Annotated in this window: 11 protein-coding genes; 8 read left to right on the forward strand and 3 right to left on the reverse strand. The window is 61.4% G+C overall.

The features are described 5' to 3' along the window. Nucleotides 1-24 precede the first annotated feature (24 nt). From ACVWVY_RS01550 to ACVWVY_RS01565, 4 genes are all read left to right on the forward strand, one after another. On the forward strand, nt 25-1,212 hold the full coding sequence (locus ACVWVY_RS01550) for an ABC transporter substrate-binding protein (protein ID WP_456624740.1): 1,188 nt from the start codon (nt 25-27) through the stop codon (nt 1,210-1,212). A gap of 27 nt (nt 1,213-1,239) precedes the next feature. Next, nucleotides 1,240-2,772 carry an acyl-CoA synthetase gene (locus ACVWVY_RS01555; protein WP_456624741.1) on the forward strand — a complete coding sequence of 511 codons (1,533 nt, stop codon included), beginning with the start codon at nt 1,240-1,242 and terminating at the stop codon, nt 2,770-2,772. A 247-nt stretch (nt 2,773-3,019) separates the two neighbouring features. Beyond that, a complete protein-coding gene (locus ACVWVY_RS01560; RefSeq protein WP_456624742.1) occupies nt 3,020-4,111 on the forward strand; it encodes a DUF2855 family protein in 1,092 nt (363 codons plus the stop codon). A gap of 105 nt (nt 4,112-4,216) precedes the next feature. Next, on the forward strand, nt 4,217-5,977 hold the full coding sequence (locus tag ACVWVY_RS01565; protein ID WP_456624743.1) for a flavin-containing monooxygenase: 1,761 nt from the start codon (nt 4,217-4,219) through the stop codon (nt 5,975-5,977). A gap of 13 nt (nt 5,978-5,990) precedes the next feature. Here ACVWVY_RS01565 and ACVWVY_RS01570 read toward each other — a convergent pair whose 3' ends face one another. After that, complete coding sequence (locus ACVWVY_RS01570) at nt 5,991-6,512, reverse strand: DUF2380 domain-containing protein (protein ID WP_456624744.1); 522 nt, start codon at nt 6,510-6,512, stop codon at nt 5,991-5,993. A gap of 47 nt (nt 6,513-6,559) precedes the next feature. Beyond that, a complete protein-coding gene (locus tag ACVWVY_RS01575) occupies nt 6,560-7,084 on the reverse strand; it encodes a DUF3280 domain-containing protein (RefSeq protein ID WP_456624745.1) in 525 nt (174 codons plus the stop codon). Between the two features lie 199 nt (nt 7,085-7,283). Between ACVWVY_RS01575 and ACVWVY_RS01580 the strand changes: the two genes are divergently transcribed. The 4 genes from ACVWVY_RS01580 (at nt 7,284) to ACVWVY_RS01595 (ending at nt 11,889) form a co-directional block, all read left to right on the forward strand. Next, nucleotides 7,284-8,675 (forward strand): histidine kinase, encoded by a 1,392-nt coding sequence (locus tag ACVWVY_RS01580; protein ID WP_456624746.1) that lies wholly within the window; start codon nt 7,284-7,286, stop codon nt 8,673-8,675. A gap of 2 nt (nt 8,676-8,677) precedes the next feature. Further along, nucleotides 8,678-9,343, forward strand: coding sequence for a response regulator (locus ACVWVY_RS01585; RefSeq protein WP_456624747.1), 666 nt, complete (start codon nt 8,678-8,680; stop codon nt 9,341-9,343). Between the two features lie 215 nt (nt 9,344-9,558). Further along, nucleotides 9,559-10,677 carry a hypothetical protein gene (locus ACVWVY_RS01590; RefSeq protein ID WP_456624748.1) on the forward strand — a complete coding sequence of 373 codons (1,119 nt, stop codon included), beginning with the start codon at nt 9,559-9,561 and terminating at the stop codon, nt 10,675-10,677. 240 nt (nt 10,678-10,917) lie between these two features. Continuing rightward, on the forward strand, nt 10,918-11,889 hold the full coding sequence (locus ACVWVY_RS01595) for a peptidyl-alpha-hydroxyglycine alpha-amidating lyase family protein (protein WP_456624749.1): 972 nt from the start codon (nt 10,918-10,920) through the stop codon (nt 11,887-11,889). Here ACVWVY_RS01595 and ACVWVY_RS01600 read toward each other — a convergent pair. Beyond that, complete coding sequence (locus tag ACVWVY_RS01600; protein WP_456624750.1) at nt 11,886-12,716, reverse strand: N-acyl homoserine lactonase family protein; 831 nt, start codon at nt 12,714-12,716, stop codon at nt 11,886-11,888. The two genes, ACVWVY_RS01595 and ACVWVY_RS01600, sit on opposite strands and share 4 nt — an antisense overlap. Nucleotides 12,717-12,731 lie beyond the last annotated feature (15 nt).

A 12,731-nucleotide genomic window follows, 5' to 3' on the forward strand; every position in this document is an offset into this window, starting at 1 on the left:
AAACAAAACAGAGGGACGGAAACAATGAGAGTGTTGCGACCTGTATTGACGATCGCATTCGCGTTGTTGGCAAGTTCTGCCGCTTTCGCCGAGGACAACAAGGAGGAAATCCGCATCGGGCAGACGCTGCCCTATAGCGGGCCGGCTTCCGGCTTCGGCATTATCGGCCGGGCGCAGGAAGCCTATTTCGAGAAGATCAACGCCGAAGGCGGCATCAACGGCCGCAAGATCAAGTTCATCAGCCTCGACGACGCCTACTCGCCGCCGAAGACGGTCGAGCAGACCCGAAAACTCGTCGAGCAGGAGGAAGTGCTGCTGATGTTCGGTTCGCTCGGGACCGCCACCAACAACGCGGTGCATCGCTACCTCAACGGCAAGAAGGTGCCGCAACTCTTCGTGCTGAGCGGCGCGACCAAATGGGCCGACCCGAAACATTTCCGCTGGACCATGCCGGGAATGGCGGCCTACCAGTCCGAAGGCATCGTCTATGCCAAGCATATCCTGCGGACCAAGCCTGACGCCAAAATCGCCATCCTTTCCCAGAACGACGATTTCGGCCGTGACTACGTCGCCGGCTTCAAGCGCGGCCTGGGCGACAAGGCCGCGACCATGATCGTCTCGGAAGCAACCTACGAGACATCAGCGCCGACGATCAGCTCGCAGCTTGCGTCGCTGAAGGCCTCCGGGGCCAACGTGATGTTCGGCGTCGTGCTCGGCAAATTCACTTCGCAGATGATCAAGGGCGTCGCCGAGATCAACTGGAAGCCGGATTTGTTCTTCGTGCCGACCTCGGCGTCATCGATTTCGTTCCTGGAACCCGCCGGCCTCGATAACGCCGTTGGCCTGATCTCGTCCAGCAACGTAAAGGACACGCTGGACGCGCAATGGGCCAATGATCCCGGCGTGAAGGAATATTTCGCCTTCATGAAGCAGTATCTGCCGAATGCGGATTTGACCAATTCGAACTACGCTGCCGGCTATCATTATGCCAACCTGATGGTGAAGGTGCTGATGGCCTGCAAGGACGATCTCAGCCGCGAGAACATCATGAAGCAGGCCGCGTCGCTGCGCGAGGTGCCGCTGCCGCTGTTGTTGCCGGGCATCACGGTATCGACCGATGCCGAGGACTATCTGCCGTTCCAGCAGTTGAGGCTGCGCCGCTTCGACGGCAAAAGCTGGATCGGCTTCGACGAAATTCTGGATGACGGCTAGGCTTGCAGGCCGGCCAGGGAGGATAATTTGACATCGATCATCAGCGGCGAACGCCGGCTCAGCTATCCCGAGATCCACGCCCGCATCGCGCGGGCGGCGGCGGGCTTCAGGGCGTTCGGCCTCAGTGGCGGCGTGCCTGTCGGCATGATGCTGCGCAACGATTTTGCGTTCTTCGAAGTATCGGCCGCCGCCGCGGCGCTGGGTAGCCCGGTGGTGCCGATCAACTGGCATCTGAAGGCCGAGGAAGTCGCCTACATCCTGGCCGACAGCGGCGCAAAAATCCTGGTCTGCCATGCCGACCTGCTGCCGCAGATCAGGGATGGCCTGCCCGCCGACGTGCGGCTGCTGGTGGTAACGACACCGCCGGAAATCGCCGCGGCGTTCAATGTTGCGCCTTCGCTGACGCAAGTCCCCGACGGCATGACGGATTGGGACCGCTGGCGCGACACGCATGCGGCATCGCAGGATGCCCCGATCGGCAGTGCGCCGATGTTCTATACCTCAGGCACCACCGGCCTGCCCAAGGGCGTGCGGCGCAAGCCGATGACGCCGGAACAGGCCGGTGCCTCGGCGCGGGTCGGCGGCATCGCCTATGGCGTCAAGCCGAACGAGCATCAGGTGATCCTGATGAACGGCCCGATGTATCATTCGGCGCCGAACTCCTACGGCATGCTGGCGTTCCGCAGCGGCTGCACAATCGTGCTCGAACCGCGCTTCGATCCCGAGGATATGCTGCAACTGATCGAGCGTCATCGCGTCACCCACCAGCACATGGTGCCGACGATGTTCGTGCGCCTGCTGCGGCTGCCGGATGAGGTCAAGCGGCGCTACGACCTTTCGTCGCTGCGCTTCATCGTGCATGGTGCTGCGCCCTGCCCGCCGCAGGTCAAGCGCGCCATGATCGAGTGGTGGGGACCGGTCATCAACGAATATTTCGGCTCGACCGAAACCGGCATTCCGGTATGGCATTCGGCCGAAGAGGCGCTGGCCAAACCCGGCACCGTCGGCCGCGCCATCGAAGGCGGCATTGTAAAAATCTTCCGTCCCGACGGCGAATTGTGCGACGTCAACGAGCCCGGCGAAATCTTCATGCGACAGGTTTCGGTGCCGGATTTCGACTATCACGGCAAGGCCGAGGCGCGCGCCGAAGCCGGCCGCGACGGCCTCGTCAGCGTCGGCGACGTCGGCTACCTCGACCAGGACGGCTATCTGTTCCTGTGCGACCGCAAGCGCGACATGGTGATCTCGGGCGGCGTCAACATCTATCCGGCGGAGATCGAGAACGCGCTGATCGGCATGGACGGCGTGCGCGACTGCGCGGTGTTCGGCGTCCCCGACGACGAATTCGGCGAGCGGCTGTTCGCCTGCATCGAGCCGGATGCGAATACCGCGCTGTCACCGGCCGCCGTGCAGGAATTTTTGCGCGGACGGCTCGCCAATTTCAAGGTGCCAAAGGACATCCAGTTCATGGACGCGATGCCGCGCGAGGCCACCGGCAAGATTTTCAAACGCAAGCTGCGCGATCTGTATACCGAAGGTAAACTGCGCGCGATCGCGTGACGGGTCACCCTCCACGTCATTGCGAGCGAAGCGAAGCAATCCATAGCGCCACACGTGGAGGCATGGATTGCTTCGTCGCTACACTCCCTTGCGCAAACGCTTCGCGTTTGTCGCAGGCAATGACGGCCTTGGCGATTCAAGGCATTCCGATACCCATCCGAACAGCGTTTTAAACTTAATTGCAGTTGCAAAACGGGCATCGGACGGCGCAAAGATTGCTGCATGTGAAGATGCAGGGATCGAAACCATGCCGTCCACCGATTTTGTCGTCGCCCGCAACGATCTGCAGCAATGCAAGGTAATCGAGACGCAACTGCCTGACGCGGCTGCGCTACCTGATGACGCGTTGCTGGTGAAGGTCACGAAATTCGCCTTCACCGCCAACAACATTACCTATGCCGTGCTCGGCGATTATCTGAAGTATTGGCAGCTATTCCCGGCGCCCGAAGGTTTCGGCAACGTACCGGTGTGGGGATTTGGCGAGGTGATTGCCTCGAAGCATCCCGCGATCGCCGCAGGCGAAACCCTGTTCGGCTATTTCCCGATGGCGACGCATCTCGTCATCGAGGCCGCCGATGTCTCCAAGACCGGCCTGCGCGATGCCGCGGCGCACCGGCAGGAGGTGTCCCCTGTCTATAACGCCTACAGGCGGGTCAGCGGCGATCCGGCGTTTGCGGGCAAGCAGAGCGACTATCAGGCGCTGCTGCGGCCCTTGTTCATGCTGTCGTTCCTGGTCGACGACTTCCTCGCCGAGAACGAATTCTATGGCGCGAAAAGCGTGATGCTCTCCTCGGCTTCCAGCAAGACTGCCTACGGGCTTGCGCATCTCCTGCATGCCAGGGCCAACGGCATCAAGGTGATCGGGCTGACGTCAGCGGGCAACACGTCCTTCGTCAAATCGCTCGGCTGCTACGACGAGGTCGTGATCTATGACAACGTCACCGCGCTGCCGACGAACTCCGCGGCCGCCTATGTCGATATGGCCGGCAACAGCCCGTTGCGCGCGACGCTGCACGGGCACTTCGGCGAGCAAATGAAATATAGCGGAATCATCGGGCTCACGCATCGCAAGTCGTCGCCCGATGAATCGGCGCAGGCACTGCCGGGTGCCAAGCCCCAACTTTTCTTCGCGCCGGACCAAATCCGCAAGCGCACCAAGGAGTGGGGACCGGCCGGCTTCAGCGAGCGGTTTGCCGCCGCGTGGTCCGGCTTCGCGCCAAACCTCGATCAATGGATGAAGGTGATCCAGAACCACGGGCCTGCGGCCGTGCAACGGGCCTATCTTGACACCCTCAACGGCCGCGTGCCGCCGGATCAGGGGCTCATCCTGTCGCTCTAGCGGCATGACCGATATCCCTTCACGCCCTTTCTGCGCCGTCCCGAATAGGTATAGGCTCGCAGAACAGGGAAACGCCGCAAAGACGGCTGCTGATGGGAAACGCCCATGCTCGACAGGACGGACGACAGTTCGGTTGCGGCCGACAATTGGCTTGCGCAGTTCGAGGAAGCCCTGACAAGGCCTGACGAAGCCCTGCTGCATCAGCTATTCCATCCCGACAGCTATTGGCGCGACGTGCTGGCGCTGAGCTGGAACATCCAGACCCTCAACGGCGCCGATGCCATCCTCAAAGCCCTTCCGCCATTGGCCCGCGGCATGGCGCCCAGCGGCTTCGCCGTCGATCCTGGCCGCGCCGCACCGCGCAAGGTGATGCGTGCCGGCACCAACGCGATTGAAGCCATATTCAGGTTCGAGACCAAGATCGGGCGCGGCAGCGGCATCATCCGTCTGATCCCCGATGCGGACGATGGCAACCGCCTGAAGGCCTGGACGCTGCTGACCGAACTTGGCGAGCTGAAAGGTTTCGAGGAGCAACTTGGCGTCGCCCGCCCACGCGGCAACGCCTATTCGCGCGACTTTCGCGGACCCAACTGGCTCGACCTGCGCAAGGCCTCGGCTGAATATGCCGACCACGATCCCACCGTCCTCGTGATCGGTGGCGGCCAATCCGGGCTTTCCATCGCCGCGCGCCTGAAGCAGTTGAACGTCGACACGCTGATCGTCGACCGCGAAAAACGCATCGGCGACAACTGGCGCAAGCGTTACCACGCGCTGACGCTGCACAATCAAGTGCAGGTCAATCACCTGCCCTACCTGCACTTCCCGCCGAACTGGCCGACCTATATTCCAAAGGACAAGCTCGCCAACTGGTTCGAGGCCTATGTCGAGGCCATGGAGCTGAATTTTTGGACCGAGACCGAGTTCGAGGGCGGCAGTTACGACGAGCAACAAGGCCGCTGGACGGCGATGCTACGCCGCGCTGACGGCAGCAAACGCACCATGCACCCGCGCCATGTCGTGCTGGCGACCGGCGTCAGCGGCATTCCGAGCGTGCCTGAGATCGCCGGCCTGAAGGACTTTGCCGGCAAGGTGATGCATTCGAGCCAATATGACGATGGCGAGAACTGGAAAGGCAAGCGCGCCATCGTTGTCGGCACCGGCAATAGCGGCCACGACATCGCGCAGGACCTGCATTCCAGCGGCGCAAACGTCACGCTGTTCCAGCGTTCTTCCACGCTGATCGTCAGTATCGAACCGTCGGCGCAACTGGTCTACGCGCCCTACAATGAAGGCACGCTCGAGGATAACGATCTGATCGCAACCTCGATGCCGCTCAAGCTGGCGCGCAAGAGCCATGCGATCACGGCGGAGAAATCCAAGGCGCTCGACCAGGAATTGCTCGATGGCCTGGAGCGCGTCGGCTTCAAGCTTGATTTCGGCGAAGACAATACCGGCTGGCAGTTCAAATACCTGACCCGCGGCGGCGGCTATTACTTCAACGTCGGCTGCTCCGACCTGATCGTGAAGGGCGATATCGCGCTCAGGCAGTTCGCCGATCTCGACACGTTCACCGCCAGCGGCGCTGACATGAAGGACGGCGAGACCATCGCCGCCAACCTCGTCGTGCTGGCGACCGGCTACAAGCGCCAGGAAGAGCTGGTGCGAAAGCTGTTCGGCGCGGACGTAGAGGAGCGCGTCGGTACGATCTGGGGCTTTGGCGACCAGCAGGAACTGCGCAACATGTACACCCGTACCGGCCAGCCCGGCCTCTGGTTCATCGCCGGGGGCCTCGCGCAATGCCGCATCGGATCAAAGCACCTCGCGCTGCAGATCAAGGCGATCGAGGAAGGCTTGCTGCGGCGCTGACGCCAGCTGCCGCTCACCATTCGCCGTGATCCAGGATTTGCCGGGCAAGGAAGGATTCCGCCCGACGCCAGGCCGTGTCGTTGTCGCCGCGGAAGCTGATATAGCGATCGAACACGACTTTCCGCGCTCTCACGTCGATAACGTCGAATTTCGCCTGCTGTATCAGCGTGCTCATCTTGTGAAAGCGGCCAATCAACAGATGGGTGGCGCCGGCCTCCTTCGCCTTGCCCAGCAGCTGACTGTCATAGATGTCGCCCACCGAGCAGGCGTTTGGCGGGCATTCAAGCGCTGCATTCGCTACCTTTCCGCTCGCTACCAGATCGCTGCGCAACGCGGCTTCGAATTCACGCAACCGCCGGCGATGGTCGGCGCTTTGATCGATCACCTCGCCCGAGGTGTCTACATAGTGGATTTCCGCGACGGCGAGCACGAGCGTCGTCGCCTGCGCCCGACCTTGCCGGACAGAGCAGGCGCAGACAACAGCGGCGGCGGTCAAGGCGAGGCTCAACATCCGTAGTTTCATCAGCTTTTCCATCGCAAATCGTTCCTTTTCATTGCGTAACGTGCGTTTCGTTCCAGCAACTATTTCGCCTGCTCCAGCAGACGGTTCTCGATCAGCCAGCGCGCCCCGCGGCTCCAGGCGACGTTGGCGCCCATGCGCAGGTCGGTCTGTTTGACGTCCACCAGCGCCCCGGACCGGGCGTCGCGGATCTTGTAGGTCACGGCGTATTCCATTCGGGTGATGCGCGTGACGATCCCGATCATCGACTGATCTGCGTCAAGGCCCGCGGCGATCCTGGCGTCGCAGCCGTCGCAATCCCGCAACTTGCCTGCTTTCGCCGCCGGGTCGCTCACAGCGCCAACGTCGACCAGTTGGTAGCGCCCGGATGCCGCGATCAGCCGGCGGGCTTCCTCGGTCGAAAGCCGCAACTGCTCGCGGTCGATGTCGTCAGGGGGGACGTAGGCGGCCGCGGCGCTGAAATCCTCCAGTTCGAACGGAAACACCGCCATTTTGACCGGAGACGGCGCGACCGCCTCAGCAGCCTCAGCTGCCGCGTGCACTGCAAGCACCATTGCCGGGGCGAGGATAAGGGAGATGGTGCGCATGGATCACCTCAGGAACTGCTTACTCGTCGCGAGTTCGCCTGATCTGCTGGCATTCCGAAACGGCAGCTTTCCCTGGATCGGCCGGGTGAAATACCCGATCTTGTCCTGCCGCGCTTGCCCCGCTTTCTTCCCAGCGAAATTTGCCTCACTATTCGAAGCCAATGTGAGGACTTTTGGCGAGAAATCTTGGAGAGGAAGCTTGCGACAGGCATCCAACTCCGTGGCGAGCCGCCTGCCCGCCATCGATCTGAAGCTGCAGCTGGCGTTACGCGTCGCGGCGCTCGCAGCCATTTGCTTCATCGCCGTCGCGGCCTACGCCTTGTTCGACAGCGACCGTGTCGCGAAGGCCAAAGCGAGCCGTATCGCCGAGATCGTGGCGAGGGATCTCTCATTGCAGGAATCGCACGCAAAATGGCTCTCCGTATCCATCAACCCAACGCCGGATTTGCAGAGCATCGCCGCGCTGATGGAGCCGGGGCTCTGCATTGCCTACCGCGACAGCGCCGGCGCGTTTCGCCAGGGCGTCTGCAGCGGGGCGCCGGTCGAGGAAACGGCCGCGCCGGAAATCTTCGCAATCCTCTACCGCGCCGTCTTTCGTCCGGGTGAACCGGTCTCGATGCCGGTCCTCGTGGCGGGCAGCGCCCGCGGCGTGGCCGTCGCGACCTTCGATCCCGCCACACAGATCGGCCAGAGCTGGCGTGAGGCGAGCCGGTTGCTCTCCATCATGGCTTTCGCGCTGGCGGGACTTTGCGTTGCGGTCTATGCCGCGCTGGCGCGCGCGCTGCGACCGACGCGGGCTATTGGCGCCGGGCTGCGGCAATTGGCGGCGAACGATCTTTCCGCGCGCCTGCCCCGTTTCGATCTCGCGGAATTGTCTGTCATCTCCGGCGTCTTCAACACGCTTGCAGAACGGCTGCAGACCACGCTTGCCGAACGCAACGCCTTGACGCGAAAGCTGATCGAAGTGCAGGACGAGGAGCGGCGCCATCTTGCCCGCGAGTTGCACGACGAATTCGGCCAGTCGCTTTCCGCCATCGCGGCGCAGGCCGCCGCCGCAACCCATACCGCGGAGCGCGAATGCCCGCCACTCTACGCGGAATGCCAGGGCATCTCGCGCACGACGGCGCATATGATGGAAACCCTGCGCGGCGCGCTGGTGCGCCTGCGTCCGCCCGATGTCGAAGAACTCGGCCTCACCATCAGCCTCGAAAGCCTGGTGGCGAGCTGGAATGGTTTTGAGAAGGGCCGCACCCGATTTGAGATTGCCGTCATTGGCGAGGCCGACGATTTGCCGCCCGGCGTCAGCGCCAGTCTTTATCGGATCGCGCAGGAGGCGATCACCAATGCGGCAAAGCACGCGCGTGCAAGTCGCGTGCAATTGCGCCTCGAGGCCAGAGACGCTGACATCATCCTGAGCGTCGAGGACGACGGCGAGGCGAACGGCGCCAGCCCTACGCCGAACGCCGGCATGGGACTGCTTGGCATGCAGGAGCGGGTGGTTTCGCTCGGAGGGACGCTGCAATTCGAGCGGCGCGAGGCGGGCGGCGCCCGGCTTGTCGCGCGCATTCCCACGATGCGGGTGGAGCCCTAGAGATGGCTGACACCACAGGCCGCACGCGCGTGATGCTGGCGGACGACCATGCGATCGTGCGCGAGGGCTATCGCTCGCTACTGCAGAAGCAGGATCGCCTTCAGGTCGTCGCCGAAGCCGACAACGGGGCCGACGCCTATCGCGTCTACAAGGATGCCAGGCCCGACCTCGTCATCATGGACCTGTCGATGCCTGGAATTGGCGGAGTCGAAGCGATCAGGCGGATCCGGCAATGGGACAAGTCCGCGCGCATCCTCGTCTTCACGATGCACCAGAGCGCCGCCTATGCGGTCCAGGCGATCAAGGCCGGCGCCCGCGGCTTCGTCACCAAGAGCAACCCGCCCGAGGCGCTGCTGCGCGCGATCGCCGAGGTCATGGCCGGACGCATCGCGCTCAGCCCCGACATCGACCACGAACTCGCCATCAGCCGGCTCGCCGACGAGCCTTCGGCGATCGACGCACTGAGCCCACGGGAATTCGAGATCCTGCGCATGCTGCTGGCGGAGAAATCCGTGGATGAGATCGCAAACACGCTGCATATCAGCGTCAAGACCGCGGCCAACACCCGCTATCAGATCCGCGCCAAGCTCGGCGTCGGCTCCGACATCGAATTGGTACGCCTGGCGCTTCGCCAGCGGATCATCGCGGCGGAGGATATCGGGAGCTAGTAGGGCGTGCACTTATAAAATGGGGACAGTTAGCTCAACCACCGTTGATCTCCGCTTGCCCCCCGAGAAGTGACGCAAATGCAGACAAGCCGGGACGTCCGCGAAGGGCCAATTGCAGAGTTCGTGAGGCGCGATCAGAACAATCAACTTGCAGGCGTACGAGTGTTCGGACACACTCGAAATCACCAGCTGCCTTGATCGCAACGGGTATGAGTGTGGCAAAGCGAGACGTCATTGTAAAGCAGGTTCGGCTTCGCATCAGGATTCTGGCGGCTCAATCTTATGCACTGCTCGTGCTAATGGCGGGCTTGATCTTCTACGGGTTTTTTATCTCGGGGAGAGCGCTCGAGACAACGAATGCGGACCTTCAAGATATTCGCAAAACGGCTGAGCGGGTTAGGATTACGGCTGAGCTGGAAAGGCTTAAATTTCGTTTGCTCGATATAGGTATCCAGTTTGACAAACAGTTCAGCCACGCACAGTCTGAATTGGACAAAGTCGTCCTGAGTATTACAAACCCAGGCTCCGAGAAAAGCTCGGGAGGTTATAACCAGTACGCGACGACGTACTTCTTTCGAACTGACTATGGATATTCGGCTCGACAGTTGGAAAGCGCCGATGCAGCGAATGTTGTTTCATTCAATACGCCCGTCGAATGCTTGAAAGTTGCCCAGCTCGAACTGAAGCGACCTAGAGATCAGTATTTCTGGTTTGCGGGCACTGACTTTATTTATGACTACGGCCAATATGCTCGGAAGCTTTCTGCCGTGGTGCTGAGCACTATGGGCGACGCGGATAACCGGGAAAGGCTAAGAGGCAGCCTAAAAAGCGGCATCGAAAATGCACTGCCGTCTCTGTGTAAGAACCTGAATACTTCCAATGAATATCAACAAGCGCTTAAATCTGTCGCTCAGATAGACCTTTTGCTTGATCAACAGGACGCGGTGAGCGGCATCAACCAAGATGCGAAGGAGGGAAGCGCATCCAAAGTCCAAGATGCCGGCGCGCTTGCCTTATTGCTAGCAAATCGATTTGGCCCCTTAATCATTATTTTCTTTTTCTCGTCGCTGATCATCACGCTCTATAAATATAACTCGCGCTTGGTAGGTTTTTACTATGCTCGTCTTTATGCACTAGAGGCTTCCGGCCTCCCGATTTACGATGGAGACTTTGCGAACGCGGTAAAAGTGTTTTCGCCGGACGGCGTAGATTTCGGTCGTGTACCTCGAACTCCCGTCGACATCGCTGGAGACATAGCTGCAAGGGTCGTCGAGAAGATTGATATTTTGAAGGAAGAGAAAGCCAAAACCGAGAAGAACAACGCAGGTGCTTGAGAACTCGAGGACACGCGGGCGTCCTCAGAGCACCGATGTCGGAAATGGGTCAAAATCCGAAGAACTCACCTTGAGCACAATTGGCCTGCTGCGCTCCTGGAAGCGGACGTCTCATCCGGCGCCTGTGAGCACACGCCCCAGTCTAGTCTGGAAGAAACGTGCCATGCGCAAATCTCCCTCGCGCTTCGGACGGGTCTCTGCAACACTCCCGCCAACAAAATATCAGATGGGGAGAAACGCATGCCGGCTATTCTCGGCTCAGGCGAACACCGTTACCGCGTCGTCGAAAACTGGGCAAAACTGCCTGACGGATGGAGCCTGACCGACGCCGCGTCCGTCGCGGTCGACAGCAAGGACCGCGTCTACGTCTTCAACCGCGGCGACCATCCGATGGTGGTGCTGGACCGGCAGGGTAATTTCATCACCAGCTGGGGCGAAGGTCTGTTCAACCGTGCGCATGGTTTGCATATCGATGCCGACGACAATCTCTATTGCACCGATGACGGCGACCATACCGTGCGCAAGTGCACGACCGACGGCAAGGTACTTCTGACCATCGGCATTCCGAACAAGCCGGCGCCATTCATGAGCGGCGAGCCGTTTCACCGCTGCACCCATACCGCGCTGTCGCCGAAGGGCGAGATCTATGTTTCCGACGGCTACGGTAATGCCTGCGTCCACAAATATTCGCCGGACGGCAAGCTGCTCAAGACCTGGGGCGAGCCCGGCACCGATCCCGGCCAGTTCAATATCGTCCACAATATCGCGATCGATGCCGACGGCTGGGTCTATGTCGCCGACCGCGAGAATCACCGCGTCCAGGTGTTCGACGGCAACGGCAAATACGAGACGCAGTGGAACTTTCTGCACCGGCCCTGCGCGCTGTGCCGCTGCGGTAGCGGCAAGCAGCCGACGTTCATCGTTGGCGAACTCGGGCCCGGCATGGCGGTCAATCGCAAGGTACCCAATCTCGGCCCGCGGCTTTCGATCGTCGATTCAAAAGGCAAACGGATCGCCCGGCTCGGCGGCGAGGAAGGCCCGGGGCTGGAGGCCGGCAAATTCCTCGCCCCGCACGGCATCGCCATGGATTCGAAGGGCGATATCTATGTCGGGGAAGTCGGCGTCACCGACTGGAAGACCAGCTTTCCGGATACGCCGATGCCGCCGGAGGTTCGGGTGAGCCGCTGCCTGCAGAAGCTGGAGAAGATCTAGACTGCGGCGCCGGCCAATTGCCGGCTCGCCAGCCGCGCCGCCGCCTGCGGATCATGGGTTGGCAGATAGACGGTCGGACGGGACTGGACGAAATTCCGGATCGCGTCGAGTGTGGTGCTGGAAACCCGCTCGTCGGCGCAGACACCGTCGAGCTTGCCCGCGAGCATCAATTTCTCGTCATAGGAAGTGTCGCCAGCGAGAAAATAGGCGGTATCGCCATCGTCGGCCACGATCGAGAGATGATCGGCCGTGTGACCGGGCGTGGCGACCGCGACGACGTCTCCCGCTTCCGTCAACCGCCGGCTTTGCGCGAAGGGTCCAAACGACCTGGCTTCAAGCTGTAACGGTGCCGGATCGAACCAGGACGGCCAGCGGTGCGGAAGGTAACCGCGCATCCGGCCCGCAAGGCCGCTGGCGATTTTCAGTTCGCCCGACGCCACCAGGATTTCGCTGTTCGGGAAATGCGCCAGCCCGCCGTCATGATCCATGTGCAGATGGGTGAGAACGACCCGTTTGACATCGCGCGGGCCCACACCAAGTGCACGCAGTTGCGGACCGATCTCCTGCTCCGGCTCGATCCGGAACGCAACTTCCCAACGGACATAAGGATGCAACGACTTGCCGGATTCAAGCAGATGCGCCCCCTGCCCGGTATCGATGACGATGATGCCTTCGCTGCAATCGATGGCCCATACATAGGTCGGGAGCCAATCAGTCCAGGCGGAGTCGGCAAAAATAGCGAGCCGCCGCGACAATCCATGTCCGCGTCCTTCGACCTGCGCGGTCTTGATCCGGACAAAGCCGGCCTGAATCGCGTGAACTTTCATGGCGGCCTCTGCGAT

Source organism: Bradyrhizobium sp. URHC0002, assembly GCF_054059515.1.

What these genes read in the sequence shown, in the direction of transcription:
- ACVWVY_RS01570 (WP_456624744.1), bottom strand. Translation starts at nt 6,512, where the DNA reads ATGGAAAAGCTGATGAAACTACGGATGTTGAGCCTCGCCTTGACCGCC.
- ACVWVY_RS01585 (WP_456624747.1), top strand. Translation starts at nt 8,678, where the DNA reads ATGGCTGACACCACAGGCCGCACGCGCGTGATGCTGGCGGACGACCAT.
- ACVWVY_RS01600 (WP_456624750.1), bottom strand. Translation starts at nt 12,716, where the DNA reads ATGAAAGTTCACGCGATTCAGGCCGGCTTTGTCCGGATCAAGACCGCG.
- ACVWVY_RS01595 (WP_456624749.1), top strand. Translation starts at nt 10,918, where the DNA reads ATGCCGGCTATTCTCGGCTCAGGCGAACACCGTTACCGCGTCGTCGAA.
- ACVWVY_RS01560 (WP_456624742.1), top strand. Translation starts at nt 3,020, where the DNA reads ATGCCGTCCACCGATTTTGTCGTCGCCCGCAACGATCTGCAGCAATGC.
- ACVWVY_RS01575 (WP_456624745.1), bottom strand. Translation starts at nt 7,084, where the DNA reads ATGCGCACCATCTCCCTTATCCTCGCCCCGGCAATGGTGCTTGCAGTG.
- ACVWVY_RS01550 (WP_456624740.1), top strand. Translation starts at nt 25, where the DNA reads ATGAGAGTGTTGCGACCTGTATTGACGATCGCATTCGCGTTGTTGGCA.
- ACVWVY_RS01565 (WP_456624743.1), top strand. Translation starts at nt 4,217, where the DNA reads ATGCTCGACAGGACGGACGACAGTTCGGTTGCGGCCGACAATTGGCTT.